The 18,082-nt window shown below is 64.9% G+C and carries 7 protein-coding genes and 2 pseudogenes; 3 read left to right on the top strand and 6 right to left on the bottom strand.

The window, feature by feature from the left end; translation table 11 throughout:
* The first annotated feature begins 384 nt into the window (after positions 1-384).
* From AACP62_RS04375 to AACP62_RS04390, 3 genes and pseudogenes are all read left to right on the top strand, one after another.
* A pseudogene (locus AACP62_RS04375) lies at positions 385-3,988 on the top strand (RCC1 domain-containing protein).
* A 502-nt stretch (positions 3,989-4,490) separates the two neighbouring features.
* Positions 4,491-8,100 (top strand): annotated as a pseudogene (locus AACP62_RS04385) (RCC1 domain-containing protein).
* 329 nt (positions 8,101-8,429) lie between these two features.
* Positions 8,430-9,233, top strand: a complete 804-nt coding sequence (locus AACP62_RS04390; protein ID WP_339346666.1) for a Bax inhibitor-1/YccA family protein — start codon at positions 8,430-8,432, stop codon at positions 9,231-9,233.
* 50 nt (positions 9,234-9,283) lie between these two features.
* Here the strand turns inward: AACP62_RS04390 and acnA are convergent, their stop codons facing one another.
* From acnA to AACP62_RS04420, 6 genes are all read right to left on the bottom strand, one after another.
* On the bottom strand, positions 9,284-12,016 hold the full coding sequence (acnA, locus tag AACP62_RS04395) for an aconitate hydratase AcnA (RefSeq protein ID WP_339346667.1): 2,733 nt from the start codon (positions 12,014-12,016) through the stop codon (positions 9,284-9,286).
* Positions 12,017-12,126: 110 nt separating this feature from the next.
* Entirely contained in the window at positions 12,127-14,625 is a 2,499-nt protein-coding gene (locus AACP62_RS04400) for an HAD-IC family P-type ATPase (RefSeq protein WP_339346669.1), read from the bottom strand.
* Positions 14,626-14,639: 14 nt separating this feature from the next.
* The gene (locus AACP62_RS04405; RefSeq protein WP_339346671.1) at positions 14,640-15,254 is read right to left on the bottom strand and encodes a substrate-binding domain-containing protein; all 615 of its coding nucleotides are present in this window, start codon (positions 15,252-15,254) and stop codon (positions 14,640-14,642) included.
* 1 nt (position 15,255) lies between these two features.
* Entirely contained in the window at positions 15,256-16,542 is a 1,287-nt protein-coding gene (locus AACP62_RS04410) for a class I SAM-dependent RNA methyltransferase (protein ID WP_339346673.1), read from the bottom strand.
* Positions 16,535-17,236, bottom strand: a complete 702-nt coding sequence (locus AACP62_RS04415; protein WP_339346674.1) for a DUF3159 domain-containing protein — start codon at positions 17,234-17,236, stop codon at positions 16,535-16,537. The genes AACP62_RS04410 and AACP62_RS04415 overlap by 8 nt, the downstream gene beginning before the upstream one ends.
* A 4-nt stretch (positions 17,237-17,240) precedes the next feature.
* Positions 17,241-18,071 carry a DUF3710 domain-containing protein gene (locus tag AACP62_RS04420; protein WP_339346675.1) on the bottom strand — a complete coding sequence of 277 codons (831 nt, stop codon included), beginning with the start codon at positions 18,069-18,071 and terminating at the stop codon, positions 17,241-17,243.
* Positions 18,072-18,082: the final 11 nt, after the last annotated feature.

Here is an 18,082-nt window from a genome sequence, read left to right on the forward strand (position 1 = left end):
CAGCCTGCAAAGTCTGGACGGCACATCAGGAGAGGGGGCAACCGTCATGGCGGGATGTGGGCATGCAACCACCCCGCCATGGCGGCCATCCCCGCCTGATCCTAGCCAGCCCCTTTCATGCAATTTCATAATTGCCCTAAGCAGCCGACTATGCCCAATTACTGCAATCACAGCCGTCGGGCGTTTGGATCCGGCTTGTGTGTTGCTTGTCAGACCGGTGGTATGGTGAAAAACAGGGGTAACGGGAAGACGGCTGGTTTCCGCCACAGTTCCTGCAATCCGGTGCAGGGTTGGCGTTGAAAGACAGGACGGCTTTCCGGCAAACAAGACGCTTTTAAGCGAGCCGCTGGCTCCGCTTGGTGTTGGTGAAGGGGTTTACGAGTCATGCATGTGGTTTCCCGTCTGCGTCGCGCGTTGGCGATGATGACCGTCCTGCTGGGCCTGCTGGCAGGCCTGGGCGTCGCGTCCGCAAACGCGGCGGACGCTCCTGTACTCACCGGGGGGGGGGGGTCGTCAGACCCCTCGCGTAGCTAAGCAAACCCCCGGCATTCTCCCCAGCAACGCAAAAAACACTCCACTGCCCTCGCCATCACCGCTGACACCTTCCTCGCCACTGAGCTCCACGACACCAAGCCCAAATACCCCGCAATTGTCAACAAGCAGTCCGGACAACATAGGATACGCTTCAACCAAGCCATCCGATACCGATGATCACACTTCACACATAGTGCGCTTCGACCCAGCTGACGGGAACGCGCCTACTCAATCAACCGTGAAAACCGGCACTCTCGCCGCTCCCCCGCAACAGAACCCAGTGCGCGAGGGCTTCCTGTTCGACGGATGGACGCTTGACGGCCAGCCTTTCGACTTGCAGACCCCCATCATCCAGGACACGACACTGAAAGCCCAATGGTCGAAGACCACGGACTGGACGCTGAGCCCGGACCACGGGCCCGCCACCGGCGCCCGGCTGACCATCAGCCCGCCCAGCCCGCAGGAACCCTGCTATGTCAGCGTCCAAACCGCAGGAGACCAGACTGTCGGCCTGACCGGCGACGGCCGCATCTACGCATGGACGCAAGGTGGCACACCCAAACAGGTTCCCTCCCCCGCCCAGGCTCCTGCCGGGTTCCACTACCTGCAGGCCACGGTCGGCAGCCGATCGCAGGCCGCATTAGGATCAGACCAGCACATCTACACCTGGAACAGCCAACAAGCGACACCCGTGATCCTCGACACCAGCCAGAGCAGCAGGTTCACCAGCATCAGCATGTACGATGACCGGCTCCTGGCCGTGGACTGGCAGGGCCGGGTCCACGCCTTCCAAGACAGCCAGACCGGCAGCCAGAATCCGCACCAGAAGCCCGCCGAGCAAACCACAACCAGGCTGCCGGGGCAGGCGCAGGCCGTCCTCGCCGCAGCCTCAGCCAGACGGATCCTCGCCCTGGACGCCGACGGGCAAGCCTGGACCTGGGAGAAGAACAACACCGGAAAAGCCGAACCCGCACGCATCAAACAGCAGCCCGGCATGCGCACCGTCCAAGCCCAAGCCCTCAACCAGGGGTTTCTCCTTCTGAACGCGGACGGGCAAGCCCGGTACCTGGCCAACACCGCAGCCGATTCCACAGCCGTCAACCTGCCAGAAGGTATGAAAGCCAGCTCGGCCGCCACCAACAATGACCAGGCCATGATCGTCGGCACGAACGGCCAGGTCTGGGCCTGGAAGCCCGGCAAGGCGCCCATGCGCACGGACAACGGGAACCGGCAGTTTGTGCAGGCAACAGCTGCAGGCAACAGGATCATTGCTATCAGCAGGCAGGGCGACATATACAAATGGAGCCTGGACGAGCAGGGTCAGCCCGGCAAGCCAGCCAGACTCGACACCAGCACCGACCCCACCCTGGAATCAGCCAGCCTGGACAGCCAACCGCTCAAACTCAGCAAGACCAGCAGCATCTGGCAGGCGGAAATCCCTGCACGCAAGCCGGGTCCAGCCGTCATCACCATCACCGGCAGGCAGGACGGCCAGCCCTTCACCAGAAGCCTGAACTACACGGTCGACCAGACACTGACTAGAAGCGCCGAACCACGATCCACGCTCACGGTCCACTTCGACACGGGAGGCGGAAACCCCGAACCAGCAGACCAGAGTTTCCCAGCCGCGAACGGCAGGGTGAAGCGGCCCTCCCCCGACCCGTCTCGTGAAGGCTGTCTGTTCGACGGATGGTTCATCGGCAACATCGCCTACGATTTCAGCAGGCCCGTCAGCAAGGATCTGACCCTGACCGCCAAATGGACTGAAAGCCGGAACACCAAGTGGAGCATCAGCCCCGACAAGGGCAGCCAGCTGGGCAGGGAATCCACCACCATCACCCCGCCAGACAGCGCCAGCCGAGGCATACGATTCAACCAGGTCAGCGCGTCAACATTCGACAGTACTACTCCCTATGGTTTTTCCTTGGCTGTGGGCAGCGACGGCAACGCCTACGCCTGGGGAGACAACTACTATGGCCAGCTAGGCAACGGGACGACCACCGAGCAGCATTCGCCGGTCAGGGTGAAGATGCCCGACCGCAACACGTACCCGGACCTGCCCAAGGATTTCACCTACCTGCAGGTCAGTGCCGGAGCCTTCCATTCCTTGGCCCTGGGCAGCGACGGGAACGCCTATGCCTGGGGACGCAACGACTATGGCCGGCTCGGCGACGGGACGACCACCGAGCAGCATTCGCCGGTCAGGGTGAAAACGCCTGACCGCAACACGTACCCGGACCTGCCCAAGGATTTCACCTACGTGCAGGTCAGCGCCGGATGGCAGCATTCCCTCGCCGTGGGCAGCGACGGCAACGTTTACGCCTGGGGATACAACAACAATGGCCAGCTCGGCAACGGGACAACCAGCTACAGCCAGACTACGCCGGTCAGGGTGAAGATGCCCGACCGGAAGACGTACCCGGACCTGCCAGCGGACTTCACCTACCTGCAGGTCAGCGCCGGGTACCTGCATTCCCTCGCCGTGGGCAGCGACGGCAACGTTTACGCCTGGGGATACAACTACTATGGCCAGCTCGGCGACGGGACAAGCACCACACGGTATACGCCGGTCAGGGTGAAGATGCCCGACCGCAACACGTACCCGGACCTGCCAGAGGACTTCACCTACCTGCAGGTCAGCGCCGGATACCGGCATTCCCTGGCCCTAGGCAGCGACGGCAACGTTTACGCCTGGGGAAACAACGATTATGGCCAGCTCGGCGACGGGACAACCACCAACCGGTATACGCCGGTCAGGGTGAAGACACCCAACCGCAACACGTACCCGGACCTGCCCAAGGATTTCACCTACCTGCAGGTCAGCGCCGGATGGCAGCATTCCCTCGCCGTGGGCAGCGACGGCAACACCTACGCATGGGGATCCAACGGCTACGGCCAGCTCGGCAACAACAGCGGCTCTTCGACTGTTCCTACGCATGTGCGCGACCCCGCCAACCCCACTGACAAGAGCAAAGGACTGAAAGCCACACAGGTCAGCGCCGGAGACTCTCATTCGCTGGCCCTGGGCAGCGACGGGAACGCCTACGCATGGGGAAACAACGACAATGGCCAGCTCGGCAACGGCACCACCAGAGACTCGACTGTTCCTGTGCCGGTGTCGTTCAACCTGGCTCTGGTGATCACCGGCGTCAGGTTCGACCAGACCCCCGTGTCAGGGCTGACGCGCGGCGATGGCGGCAGCGTCAGCGTGACCACGCCCGCACACCAGCCGGGCACGGTCACCGTCAGCGTGGACTACACGCTGGGCGGCGCACCCCAAACGCCCGACACTTCTCTCCGATACACGTACCTGCCCGCAGGCGTGCTCCCCAAGGCAGGCGGGGAAGGCATCCTGCTGGCCCTGGCCACCGGCATGACCGGCATGGGCGGGGTCCTGGCATCCCGCCGCCACCGGCAGGAAACACGCCAACTGGTTCACGCTTCGCACGAGTAAGAGCGGCCGGGCGGCGTATCAATCCCCCCGCCCCCGGCCCATCAAGGGGGAGCAGGGAGGACAAGTGCCACTTACGGCTCAAACCCCAAGAGAGCCGACACTTCCCTCCCGCGCCCCCACCACACTTCCGCCTGTGGGGATACAGGCAGACCTCTCTTGTTTCCGCCCAGGAAGGGAGATGAACACAGCAGGGCAGGCAACAAGGCTTACCACCCGGACAAGCCTGGCCTCTGCCTGTTCTCCCCGTCCTGGCATAATTCCGTAACGTCAGCTGCCGAACTCGTTGTCCTCGGACGGCTGGCTCTGGCTTATGTGTGTTGTCTGCCGACCGCGTGGTAGGGTGAAAAGCGGGGGACGTCGAGAAGACGGCTGGCTTGCGCCATGGCTCCTGCAATCCGATGCAGGGCTGGCATTGACAGACAGCACGGCTTTCCGACAGACAGAACTTTATTAGGCAGGCGGTGTTGATTCCGCTTGGTGTTGGTGAAGGGGTTTTGGTTTCATGCATCTGGTTTCCCGTCTGCGCCGCATCATGGCGATGATGACCGTCCTGATCAGCCTGCTCGCAGGCCTGGGCGTCGCATCCGCCCAAGCGGACGCTCCCATATTCACCGGGGGGGGGGGGTCGTCAGACCCCTCGCGTAGCTAAGCAAACCCCCGGCACCCTCCCCAGCAACGCAACCAGCACCCCACTGCCCTCACCATCACCAATACAGACCACCACACCGTTAAGCCCAACAGCAAGTCCAGAAACCACGTCATCGACGACGGGAACACCTGACAGCGCAGAACCCACTCCGGCTAAATCAGCCGAAAAGACAGATGCTCAGGCTTCACATACAGTGCGCTTCGACCCGAATAACGGCAGCAAGCCAACACAGTCAACCGTGCAAACCGGTACTCTCGCCGCTCCCTTGGGAATGAACCCTGTGCATGATGGCTTCCGGTTCGACGGGTGGATGCTTGACGGCCAGCCCTTCGACTTCCAGACCCCCATACTCCAGGACATGACCCTGATAGCCAAATGGACCAAGGTCACGGACTGGACGCTGAGCCCGGATCATGGGCCTGCTTCCGGAGCCCGGCTGACCATCAGTCCGCCCAGTCGACAGGAGCCATGTTATGTCAACATCTATGCCACTGGAGACCGGTTTATCGGTCTGACAGGCGACGGCCGCATCTACACATGGGCGCAAGACGGCACACCCAAACAGGTTCCCTTCCCCGCCCATGCTCCCGACGGGTTCCATTACCTGCAGGCCACAGCCGGCAGCCGACGGCAGGCCGCACTGGGATCCGACCAGCACATCTACACTTGGGCCAACGAGCAAGCGGCACCCGAGATTCTCCACTCCAGTCAGAAAACCAAGTTCAGCAGCATCAGCATAAGCGACGACCGGCTGCTGGCCGTGGACCAGCAGGGACAGATCCACACTTATCAGGCCAGTCAAAATCCGAACCCGAAGCCCACCGAGCAGGAAACAATCAGCCTGCCCGGAAAGGTGCAAGCCGTCCTCGCCGCCGCCTCCAGCAGCCGGATCCTCATCGTGGACTCTGATGGGCAAGCCTGGAGATGGGATGTGGACAACACCGGAAAAGCCAAAACTACAAGCATCAAGCATGACCCGGGCATGCGCATCATCCAAGCCCAGGCCCTCAACCAGGGGATCCTCCTCCTGGACGCGGACGGGCAGGCCAATTACCTGGCCGACAGCACCAACAGTCTCGCACCCGTCAGCCTACCGGACGGCGCGCAGATCGGCAGAATCAACAGCAGTAACGACCAGGTCATGATCACCGGCAAGGACGGCCGCCTCTGGGCGTGGAAGCCCGGAAAAGCGCCCAGGCACGCAGACAACGGGAACCAATTATACGTGCAAGCCGCGAGCACAGGCAGCAGGATCACCGCCATCAGCAGGCAGGGCGACATATTCACGTGGAACCTCGACGAGCAGGGCAAGGCCGGCAAACCCGACAGGATCGACACCAGCACCGCGCCCATCCTGGAGTCAGCCAGTATGGACAGCCAAACATTGACGCTCGGCAAGAACAACGGCTCATGGCAGGCGGACATACCCGCACGCAAGCCCGGGCAAGCCGCCATCCTCATCGCCGGCAGGCAGGACGGCCAGTCCTTCACCAGGAGCCTTACGTACACTGTCGACCGGCCGTTGATGCGAGGCGCCGAACCACGATCCACGCTTACGGTCCACTTCGACACGGGCGGGGGAAAACCACAACCAGCAGACCAGCATTTCCCCACCACCAACGGCAGGGTGAAACGGCCCTCTCCCGATCCGGCGCGCGAAGGCTTCCAGTTCGACGGATGGTTCATCGGGCAGGCTGCCTACGATTTCAGCAGGCCCGTCACCAAGGATCTGACCCTGACCGCGAAATGGTCGCCGGAGAGCCGGAACAGCTCGTGGAGCATCAGCCCTAATAAGGGCAGCCAGCTGGGCAGGGAGTCCACGACCATCACCCCGCCTGACGGCGCCAGCCGGGGCATCAGGTTCAGCCAGGTCAGCGGATCACAAGCAGGAGCTTTTTCTTTGACTGTGGGCAGCGACGGGAACACCTACGCCTGGGGAGACAACAGCTATGGCCAGCTCGGCAACGGGACGAGAACCAACCAGAATGCGCCGGTCAGGGTGAAGACACCCGACCGCAACACGTACCCGGACCTGCCAGGGGATTTCACCTACGCGCAGGTCAGCGCCGGAGAATATCATTCGCTGGCCCTGGGCAGCGACGGCAACGCCTACGCCTGGGGATACAACACGTATGGCCAGCTCGGCAACGGGACGACCAGCTACAGCCAGGCTACGCCGGTCAGGGTGAAGACGCCCGACCGCAGCACGTACCCGGACCTGCCAGGGGATTTCACCTACCTGCAGGTCAGCGCCGGAGACCGGCATTCTTTGGCCCTGGGCAGCGACGGCAACGCCTACGCCTGGGGGTACAACACGTATGGCCAGCTGGGCAACGGGACGACCAGCTACAGCCAGGCTACGCCGGTCAGGGTGAAGACGCCCGACCGCAGCACGTACCCGGACCTGCCCAAGGATTTCACCTACGTGCAGGTCAGCGCCGGACGCAATTATTCGCTGGCCCTGGGCAGCGACGGCAACGCCTACGCCTGGGGGAGCAACGACGATGGCCGGTTCGGCGACGGGACATACACCGACCGGAATACGCCGATCAGGGTGAAGACACCCGACCGCAACACGTACCCGGACCTGCCAGAGGATTTCACCTACGCGCAGGTCAACGCCGGATGGCAGCATTCGCTGGCCCTGGGCAGCGACGGCAACGCCTACGCCTGGGGAAACAACTACTATGGCCAGCTCGGCGACGGGACGAACTCCAGCCGGTATACGCCGGTCAGAGTGAAGACGCCCGACCGCAACACGTACCCGGACCTGCCAGAGGATTTCACCTACCTGCAGGTCAGCGCCGGATGCGATCATTCCCTAGCCCTGGGCAGCGACGGCAACGCCTACGCCTGGGGATCCAACAGCTATGGCGAACTCGGCAACAACACCACCAACGATTCGTCTGTTCCTGCGCGCGTGCGCGACCCCGCCGACCCCACTAACACAAACAAAGAACTGCAAGCCACACAGGTCAGCGCCGGACTCCATGATTCGCTGGCCGTGGGCAGCGACGGGAACGCCTACGCCTGGGGATTCAACTGGTACGGCCAGCTCGGCAACGACAGCATCCCCACAGGAATATATAACAGTAGCGCTAGGAGTCTTGTTCCTGTGCCGGTGTCGTTCAACCTGCAGCTAGTGATCATCGGCGTCAGGTTCGACCAGACCGCCGTATCAGGCCTGACGCGCGGCGACGGCAGCAGTGTCAGCGTGTTCACGCCCGCGCACCAGCCGGGCATGGTCACGGTCAGCGTGGACTACACGCTGGGCGGCGCAGGAAGCACGCTGACCGACACCTCGCTCAAATACACGTACCTGCCCGCAGGCGTGCTCCCCAAGGCAGGCGGGGAAGGCATCCTGCTCGCCCTGGCCACAGGCATGACCGGCATGGGCGGCGTCCTGGCCTCACGCCGCCACCGGAAAGAAACACACCAACTGCTACACGCTTCACCCGAGTAAGAGCGGCCGGGCGGCGTATCAATCCCCCCGCCCCCGGCCCTACACAGGGGGAGCAGGGAGGAAACGTGTCACTGTAGGCTCAAACCCCAAGAGAGCCGACACTTCCCTCCCGCACCCCCACCACACTCCGCCCAGCCTGCAAAGTCTGGACGGCACATCAGGAGAGGGGGCAACCGCCATGGCGGGATGTGGGCATGCAACCACCCCACCATGGCGGCCACCCCCGCCTGATTCCAACCAGAGCAAACACCTGTTATATGGCCAAACCGGCCATGTAGAATTGAACAAGACGACCATCCCGCCACAGGCGGGAAGACAAGGAGGAGCAGATGGCTTTCAACGGGAATCCGCGGCCGCAGGCCCCATACGGTCAGTACACACAGCAGCCGATGCCGACCATGCAGGGCGGTGAGCCCTACGGCATGGGCGCGCCCATCGACACCAACGCAGCATACAGCTTTGAAAAGGCGGAGCGGGCCTCCATGTCCCGCGCCTATGCGGAGATGGCGGTCGGCCTGCTGGTCACCGCCCTGACGGCCTATCTGACCGCCCGCACCGGACTGCTCCTGGCCTTCATGCAGGCCACGGGCACCCTGGGGTGGATCGGCATGGCCGTGGTCCAGGTGGCCTTCGCCATGATTCTGAGCTTCCGGGTTATGCGCATGCGCACCTCCACCGCCCGGGTCATGTTCTACCTCTATGCGGCCCTGATGGGCTTCACCCTGAGCACCATCTTCATGACCTACTCACTGCCCTCCATCATGCTGACCCTGGTGATCACCGCAGGCTTCTTCTTCGTCCTCAGCATGCTGGCGCTGACCACACGGCGCAACATGCTGGGCATGGGATCCATCTTCATGGCCGGCCTGCTCATGCTGATCCTGGTCGAGGTGGTCATGCTCTTCGTGGCCCCCTCCAACACGGCCCTGCGCGTGGTCTCGGCCATCGGCATCATCCTCTTCGCCGGACTGACCATGTATGACGCCCAGCAGACCAGGGTCATCTTCGCCACCTATCGCAGCCAGGGGCCGGAGGCCATCAAGCGGGTCTCCATCCTCTGCGCCCTCAACCTCTACCTGGACTTCGTCAACCTCTTCCTCTACATCCTGAATCTGGTCGGCGACCGCAACTGATAAAAGAAAATCCCCGCCCCTAACGTTGGGGGCGGGGATTTTTTGTATCTTCAGGCCTCCTGATCGGCCCTGGACAGCAGCCCACGCAGCACGTACTGCAGGATGCCGCCGTTGCGGTAGTACTCAGCCTCGCCAGGGGTGTCGATGCGCACCTTGGCCGCAAACTCAACCGTGCTGCCGTCGGGCCGCTGGGCCCGCACCTGGACCTGCTCGGGCAGGGAGCTGTTCAAGGCGTCGACGCCAACCAGGTCATAGGTCTCCTGACCGTCCAGCCCCAGGCTCTGGGCCGACTGACCCGCAGGGAACTCCAGCGGCAGCACGCCCATGCCGATCAGGTTGCTGCGGTGGATGCGCTCAAAGGATCTGGCTATGACGGCCCGCACACCCAGCATCCTTGTGCCCTTGGCCGCCCAGTCCCTGGAGGAGCCCGTGCCGTACTCGCTGCCGGCCAGCACCACCAGGGGCGTGCCCTGCCTGGCATAGTCCTGCGCCGCCTCGAAGATGGTCGTCTCCTGGCCGTTCAGGAAGTCGTAGGTGAACCCTCCCGGGCGTACATCCAGCCCCACCGAGGCCAGCAGCTGGTTGCGCAGGCGGATGTTGCCGAAGGTTCCCCGGACCATGACCTCATGGTTGCCGCGCCGGGAGCCGTAGGAGTTGAAGTCCCTGGGGGCTATGCCGTGCTCCTGCAGGTAGCGGCCGGCCGGCGCGTCGGCCTTGATGGCCCCTGCGGGCGAGATGTGGTCGGTGGTGACCGAATCCCCCAGCAGGGCCAGCACCCGGGCCCCATGAATGTCCTCCAGGGGGTCGGGCTGGGCCTTCATGCCATCGAAGAAGGTCTGGCGGCGAATGTAGGTGGAATCCTGATCCCAGTGGAAGAGCTCGCCCTCCGGCACCTCCAGCTTCCGCCAGCGCTCGTCTCCGCCGAAGACGTCCGCATAGTCGCGCAGGTACATGTCCCGGTCCAGGGCGGTGCCCACCACGGACTCGATGGCCTCCTGGGAGGGCCAGATGTCCGCCAGCATGACCGGCTTGCCCTGGCTGTCCTGGCCCAGGGTGTCACTCCAGGGGTCGAAGTCCATGCTGCCGGCCAGGGCGTAGGCCACCACCAGGGGCGGCGAGGCCAGGTAGTTCATCTTCACATCCGGGCTGATGCGCCCTTCGAAGTTCCTGTTGCCCGAGAGCACGGCCGTCACCGTCAGGTCGTGGTCGGCGATGGCCTGGTGGATGGCCGGGTCCAGGGGGCCGGAGTTGCCGATGCAGGTGGTGCAGCCGTAGCCGACCAGCTCGAAGCCCAGGGCGTCCAGGTCCTTGCTCAGGCCGGTCCGGTTCAGATAGTCCGTCACCACCTGGGAGCCGGGAGCCAGCGAGGTCTTGACCCAGGGCTTGGGCTTGAGGCCCCGGGCCCGGGCCTGGCGGGCCAGCAGACCGGCGGCCACCATGACCGAGGGGTTGGAGGTGTTGGTGCATGAGGTGATGGCCGCGATGACCACATCCCCGTCCCGCAGGCTGAACTCGCTGCCGTCGGCCTTCTTGACCGGCACAGCCTCGCCGTCGCTGTCCCTGCCCTGGTCGATGTAATCCTTGAGGTCCCGATGGAAGGTCTGCTGGGCCTGATCCAGCAGGATGCGGTCCTGGGGCCTCCGGGGGCCGGCAATAGAGGGACGCACCGTGGACAGATCCAGCTCCAGCACCTGGGAATACTCGGGCTCGGGGCAGTCGGCATCCTCCGGGTCCATCCACAGGCCGTTGGCCTTGGCATAGGCCTCCACCAGGCGCACATGCTCGTCGCTGCGGCCGGTCAGACGCAGGTAGTCCAGGGTGATTCGGTCGATGGGGAAGATGGCGCAGGTGGAGCCGAACTCGGGGCTCATGTTGCCCAGGGTGGCCCGGTTGGCCAGGGGGACCTGGGCCAGGCCCTTGCCGTGGAACTCCACGAACCGGCCCACCACGCCCACCTCGCGCAGCATCTGGGTCACGGTCAGCACCACGTCGGTGGCGGTGACCCCCTCGGGAATGGACCCGGTCAGCTTGAAGCCCAGGACCTGGGGCACCAGCATGGAGATGGGCTGGCCCAGCATGGCCGCCTCGGCCTCGATGCCGCCCACGCCCCAGCCCAGCACGCCCAGGCCGTTGACCATGGTGGTGTGGGAGTCGGTGCCCACGCAGGAGTCCGGGTAGACCAGGGCCGGCCCCTCCCCCTTGGTCCTGTCCCTGCGCATGACCACCTGGGCCAGGTACTCCAGGTTGACCTGGTGGATGATGCCGGTGCCCGGGGGCACCACGCGGAAGTTCCGGAAGGCCTGCTGGCTCCAGCGCAGGAAGCGGTAGCGCTCACTGTTGCGCCGGTATTCCATGTCCATGTTGTGTTCCAAGGCGCCGGGCACGCCCGAGCTGTCCACCTGGACGGAGTGGTCGATGACCATCTGCGCGGGGATGAGCGGGTTGACCAGGGAGGGGTCGTCGCCCAGGGCCTTGACGGCATCGCGCATGGTGGCCAGGTCGACCATGCAGGGCACGCCGGTGAAGTCCTGCATGAGCACCCGGGCGGGACTGTACTGGATCTCCCTGTCGGGCTGGGCCTTGGGGTCCCAGTTCAGCAGCTGGTCCAGCTGGTCCCGGGTCACCGTGGTCCCGTTCTGGTGCCGCAGCAGATTCTCGGCCAGGATGCGCAGGCTGTAGGGCAGGTGGTCGATGCCCGGCAGGTCGCTGATCCGGTAGTATTCGAACTCCTCGGAGCCCACCTTGAGCTTGGAACGACCGGCATCTTGTGCGGATTCTGACATGCACCACCCCTTCCTTGGACGCTCAGGCACTGCCCTTGCGCCCATGTGGACCGGCGGCGGGAGGACCCCAGGCCGTCAGTGACGCTTATCTGTGCTTGTGAGGTTCATTCTTAGCGCCTATGTGTTACCTGGCCTATGTAACGTGCGCATGCCGGATAGCCCAGGACGGCCAGGACCATGAGCAGGGCACCCGCCAGGGCGAAGGCCACGGTGGCGGCCAGGGCCGGACCGGTGGGCAGGCTGATGGCGAAGAACCGCGCCACAACGGGGATCAGGGCCCCGATCACCCCGGCTGCGGCGAAGAAGAGGACCAGCAGCCCCCTCCAGGAGCGCAGGGGCCGGGCCACCTGGGTCAGGACCAGCACGCCCATGCAGAAGAGGACGATGGCGCAGACCGAACGCCAACGCCCCAGGTCGCCGGACCGGGCCAGGTCCAGTCCCAGCAGGCCGGGCAGGCTCCAGGCCGTCGCCAGCACAATCAAGGCCGTGGCGATGCCCGAGGGCAGGGCGAAGGTGACCACACGCTTCAGGAAGCCGGGCCGGTAGCGCCTGGTGTTGGGGGCCAGAGCCAGGAAGAAGGCCGGGGTGCCGATGGTCAGGGCGCCGATGTAGGTGATGTGCCGGGGCAGGTAGGGGAAGGGGATGCCGGTCAGGACCACGCCTAGGGAGATCAGGGCCGAGTAGACGGTCTTGACCAGGAAGAGGCCGGCCACACGCTCCATGTTGGCCATGACCTGCCGGCCCCGGGCCACCACGTCGGGCAGGTGGGAGAAGCGCGAATCCACCAGGACCAGCTGGGCCACGGCCTTGGTGGCGGCCGCCGCATTGCCCATGGCGATGCCCAGGTCCGCCTCCTTCAGGGCCAGGGAGTCGTTGACCCCGTCGCCGGTCATGGCCACCGTATGACCCTTCAGGTGCAGGGCCTGGACGATGGCCTTCTTCTGGTCGGGCAGGACCCGGCCCAGCACGTCCACGTCCTCCAGGACATCGGCCAGGGCAGCCGTGTCCTTGGGCAGCTGACGGGCATCCATGGCCCTGGGCGCCCGGTCGCCGGTCAGGCCCACCTTGTTGGCGATGGCCGCCACCGTGGCCGGGTTGTCGCCCGAGATGACCCGGCAGCGCACGCCCTGCTGGCGGAACCAGGCCAGGGTCTCGGCGGCGTCGTCGCGGATGTGCTCCGAGCAGGTAATCAGGGCCAGGGGCTTCAGGTTCCCGGGCAGGTCGGGGTTGCTGGTGAAGTAGTCAGGCTGGTCGGTGCTCGGATACCCATCGGGGGCGGCCAGCATCAGCACCCGGTAGCCACGGTCGGCCAGGTCGGCCACCTGCTGGTCCACCTGGGGCCAGCTGCCCGCCTGGGAGGCCAGGAGCACCTCCGGGGCGCCGAAGTACCAGATTTTGCCGGACTGGTCGGCCACAGCGCTCCACTTGCGGGCCGAAGAAAAGGGCAGGCGGCTGACGGCTCTGCCGGGGCGCAGGTCGTCCATCCCCTTGAGGATGGCCCGGCCGGTGGCGTTGGGGCTCTCCTCCGCGCAGACATCCACCAGGGCCTGCCGCAGCTGCGGTGCCGGGATGTCCTCGACCAGTTGGTGCAGGTCGTCGTAGACGATGCCCCCGTCGGTAATGGTGCCGGTTTTGTCCAGGTTCAGGGCATCCACCCGGGCCAGGGTCTCCACGGACTCCATCTGCTGGACCAGGGTCTGATGCCGGGCCAGGCGGATGGCGGCCAGGGCGAAATTCAGTGAGGTCAAGAGGACCAGACCCTCGGGGATCATGCCCACCACCCCGGCCACGGCGGACACCACGGCCTGCCGCCAGGCTCCGGTGGCCAGGGCCGTCTGGAAGCCGCCCACGGTCCGCATCTGGGTGAAGATGAGCAGCAGGCAGAGGGGAATGACCACCACGGTCATGACCTTGAGGATGGTGTTGATGCCCTCGTTCAGGTCGGAACGGACCTTCTTGTAGACCTTGGCCTTGGCCGTCAGCGTGGCGGCGTAGGAGTCGGCGCCCACGGCGGTCACCTGGGCCAGGGCCATGCCCGAGACGGCCGTGGAGCCCGAGTAGACCTGGTCGCCCGGCTTGTGCTTGACCGTGCGCGACTCGCCGGTCAGCATGGACTCGTCCAGCTCCAGGCCGTAGGTGTCGATGATCTTCGCATCGGCGGGCACCTGGTCCCCGGAGCGGATCCAGAGCAGGTCCCCCTTGACGATGTCATCGTGGGGCACGGTCAGGTTGCGCCCATCCCTGCGCACCGTGTAGTCGGAGGCCACCAGGATGGACAGCCCGTCCAGGGTGTGCTTGGCCTTGAGCTCGGTGGCCACGCCGATGCCGGTGTTGATGATGATGACCAGGCCGAAGACCGCATCCTTCCACTGGCCGGTCAGCAGGACCACCACCATGGCGGTCAGGATGATTCCGTTGAAAAGGGTGAAGATGTTGTCGCGGATGATCTGGCCCAGGCTGCGGGATGTTTGGTTCTGGGAGACGTTGACCAGGCCTTGGGCCTTCAGCTGCTCCACTTCCCGGGAGCTCAGCCCAGGCCGGTCCGTGTCCGGAAAGCCTGTGCCCGCTGCTGTGCCCGTAGTCGGCTCTTGCTCACTGCCTGTGCTCATCCTTGGCCCCCCTCTCAGTCGGCGCTCAGGCGCACGGCCATAATCCTTGCATGCGGTCCGTCGTCCACAATGGTCTGCAGAGCGTCAGCCAGCAAGGGCGCGTGTGGATTCCCGGCAGGATCGACCGGGTGAACCGTAGCCGCATAGTAGAGCCTACCTGGGTCAGGGGTCCAAGCCTTGGCGCTTTGAGCGAACTCTACCACAGGGATGCCCGCCTTCCGGGCTGCCTTCAAAGCAGGGGCCCAGTCGCCGGCTCCGGGCCGACGGATCAGAATCAGACTGACCCCGCGGTTGATGGCATCCTGCACCCCATCCTGCTGATCGCTGGTGGACTGCGCCGAGGAGAAATAGCCCTTCATGCGTTCGGCTTTCAAGGATGCCAGGATGCGGCTGTCAAGACCGGTATCCGGGTCCTTGTCACCCTTCTGCGGGCATCCAATCAAAGCCACGAGCGTGTCGGAGCGATCCACGCCGTCATGGGGCACGGTACCCTCATGCCAGGAGTCGCCCACGGCCCTGTCCTTGGGGACGCAACCGGTCAGCATGGGCAGACCTGCCAGCAGAGCGACCGCCAGCAGCAGACCCGCCAGCCGCCTGACTGCTGCCACAATCCGCCCGGCGCGGCTCATGTCAGCGCTGCCTTCCCACCGTGCGGGTGAAGACCGCCAGGGTCTCCACATGATGGGTCATCGGGTAGATGTCAAAGGCCTCGAGGTGCTTGGGGCTGTACCCCAGGGAGATCAGGGTGGCCGTATCCCTGGCCAGGCTGGTCGGGTCGCAGGCCACATAGATGATGGTCCCAGCCCCGCTGGCGGCCAACAGTCGGCAGACCTGAGCCTTGGCGCCGGCCCTGGGCGGATCCAGCAGGATCAGGTCGGGATGTCCCAGCCCCTTGGGCGCACCGCCAGCCAGGACCTTGGCCACGTCCCCTCGCCGCAGGACCACCCGGTCCAGTCCGGCCTGCTTCACGTTGTGTTTCGCGCTGGCAATGGCTCCGGCGGATCCCTCCACGGCCAGGAGCCGGGCACGTCCGTCAGCCAGGGCGGCCAGGGGCAGGGTGAAGAGCCCTGACCCGCAGTAGAGATCCCAGATGACCGGTTCGGCGACTCCATCCAGGGCCTGCCTGGCCTGATCCAGGACCGCCTTGGTCAGCACGACCGGTGCCTGGCGGTGGACCTGCCAGAATCCGTCAGCCCGGACCTGGTAGACAGATCCTGCTCCGGCTTCCAGCCGCTCCGTCAACAGGCGGCTCCCCTTGCTCAGGCGGCCATCCACCAGCAGGGCGAAGTTGTCGCCAACCGGTCCCCCATCGCGCGGCTGGGGCACGGCCAGGCGTATGCGGGCACCCGCCGGCAGGCCGCCCTCCCAGATGCCCAGTTCGTCGGCCAGGTCCAGCAGCTCTTGGGTAGCCAGGGGCATGGTCTGAATCGGCAGGCGGTCATGCGAACCCCGCCTACGCATGGAGGGGCGTCCCTGGTCGTCGGCCACCAGCTCGATTCGGGTCCTCCAGTGCAGGCCGCCCAGCTCCTCATCGCCCGGAACACGGGCCACCGGCACCTGGACGTCCACCCCGCCCAAACGGGACATCTGCTGACTGATCAGATCGGCCTTCCAGGTCAGCTGACCGGGCAGACTCACGTGAATCAGATCGGCACCACCCAGGCCGCCTCCCCAGGCCAAGGGTCCAGCCAGGGGCCAGACGGGTTCGCGTCGGTCAGGGCTGGCCTCCAACACCTGAGTGACCTCGCCCGTGGCGAATCTGTCGGCCCGACCGTGAGGCTCGTCCAAGAGGACCTCCAGCAGCTCTCCGGGCAGGGCAAAGCGGACGAAGACCACCCGGCCGTCCTCCAAGTGGCTCACGCAACGGCCCTGGTCGGCATAGCGTTCGATGCGCAGACGAACCCTGGTCTCAGTCATGATCGGCGTGAACCTCCTGATCGGCCTGACCCTGGTCAGCCTGGCGGCGATGGTAGGGGCCCCCGATCAGCAGCCAGCTAATCCAGATGCCCAGGGCGAACAAGGGCAGGCCCAATATCAGGCGTGCGGCGCCAAGAAACCCGACGGAACCAGTCAGGTAGAGCGGCACCTGAACCAGCAGGCGCAGCGCGAAGACGGCGATCCAGACCAGAGTGGCCTGGGTATAGGCCCGTACCAGATCCGGTTCACTGCGCCAAGAGGCCAGCCATTGCTTCCAGCCTGAGACGACAGGTCGGCGCAGGTACTCCACAACCAAGCCTATGCCGGGTATCCGTGCCAGCAGTGAGGAGCCCAAAACGATAATCCAGAATCCGTTGGTCAGGAATCCTGGCAGATAGTAGTTACGCGCATCCCGGGTCAGCCATGCAGCCACCAGGCAGATGCCCACCGAAAGCAGACCGGTCAGCGCACCCAGAAAGGACTGCCGCTGGACCAGGCGAATCAGAAGCTGCACCAGGGCCAGGGCCGCCGAAACCGCCACGGTCAGCCCCAGACGGCCGGTCACCAGGAAAACAACCAGAAAAACCAGCCCTGGCAGCAGGGACTCGACAATCCCCCGCCATCCGCCGATGGCTTCCATGACGGAGAAATCGTCGTCGGCCAGCGCTGCCAGTCCGGAATGCTTCTGCTTCACAGCCTCAGCGGACCTCCGAGAACATGGGTCCGCGAGACAGTGTGGTCTTCACCTCGGTCTGCTGGTCCGAGTCGAAGGGGCCCTCCGGCTTGCCGGGGATCTGCGCTGCCTCATCGTCCTTGGACTCCGAATCTTCGGCTTCTCCGCGTCGCTGGTTGGGGGTGATGGGCGCATGCATGGGAACTAGGTCGCGGGGGGCCAGGGGCTCATCGCCACGGACCACGACCAGGTCGGCCAGGTATCCGTCGAGCACATCCTTCTCCTTGCCACCCTTGGCTGCCGGGCCGGAGAAGATGCCTCGCAGCATCCAACGGGGTCCGTCGACCCCCACCACACGGGTCAGCAGGTTCTTGCCCTTGACCTTGACGGGCAGGGTCAGCTCCTTGCCGAATACACCGTCCACCTCCTTGCAGGAGGGATTGGCCTTGAGCAGGTCGGCCCGGACCTCGTCCCACAGGCCCAGGGACTTGGGGGCCGCGAAGGGCTCCAGCTCCAGACTGGAGGACTTGTAGGTGATGGTGGCTCCCAGCACGTCGCCGGTCTGTGAATTGGCCTTGAGCCTGAGCTCGCTGCCCTGCAGGAAGGGCAGCATCAGGGCGCCGATGTCCAGGTACTCATCGGTGTCGGGGGCCTCGGGATCCATGCTGTCCCAGGGGCCTTTCCCGCTCTGCTCGGCTTCGTCCTGCTCCGCAGCCGTCTCATCGCGGTCCGCTTCAGTCGTCAGATCAGATTTCTCAGTGGACTCGTCGTGCTCCTTGGACTGGTCCTTCTGATCCTCAACGTCCTCCTCGGTCTGCTTCTTGGCGCGTTTCTTGCCGAAACCGAACAATCCCATGATGCCTCATT

Origin of the sequence: Bifidobacterium apis (assembly GCF_036986835.1) — a bacterium.
Lineage (GTDB): Bacteria > Actinomycetota > Actinomycetes > Actinomycetales > Bifidobacteriaceae > Bombiscardovia > Bombiscardovia apis_A.

Excerpts from the sequence above, each read along its gene's own strand:
- acnA (WP_339346667.1), bottom strand. The coding sequence starts at position 12,016 with ATGTCAGAATCCGCACAAGATGCCGGTCGTTCCAAGCTCAAGGTGGGC.
- AACP62_RS04400 (WP_339346669.1), bottom strand. The coding sequence starts at position 14,625 with ATGAGCACAGGCAGTGAGCAAGAGCCGACTACGGGCACAGCAGCGGGC.
- AACP62_RS04405 (WP_339346671.1), bottom strand. The coding sequence starts at position 15,254 with ATGAGCCGCGCCGGGCGGATTGTGGCAGCAGTCAGGCGGCTGGCGGGT.
- AACP62_RS04420 (WP_339346675.1), bottom strand. The coding sequence starts at position 18,071 with ATGGGATTGTTCGGTTTCGGCAAGAAACGCGCCAAGAAGCAGACCGAG.
- AACP62_RS04390 (WP_339346666.1), top strand. The coding sequence starts at position 8,430 with ATGGCTTTCAACGGGAATCCGCGGCCGCAGGCCCCATACGGTCAGTAC.
- AACP62_RS04410 (WP_339346673.1), bottom strand. The coding sequence starts at position 16,542 with ATGACTGAGACCAGGGTTCGTCTGCGCATCGAACGCTATGCCGACCAG.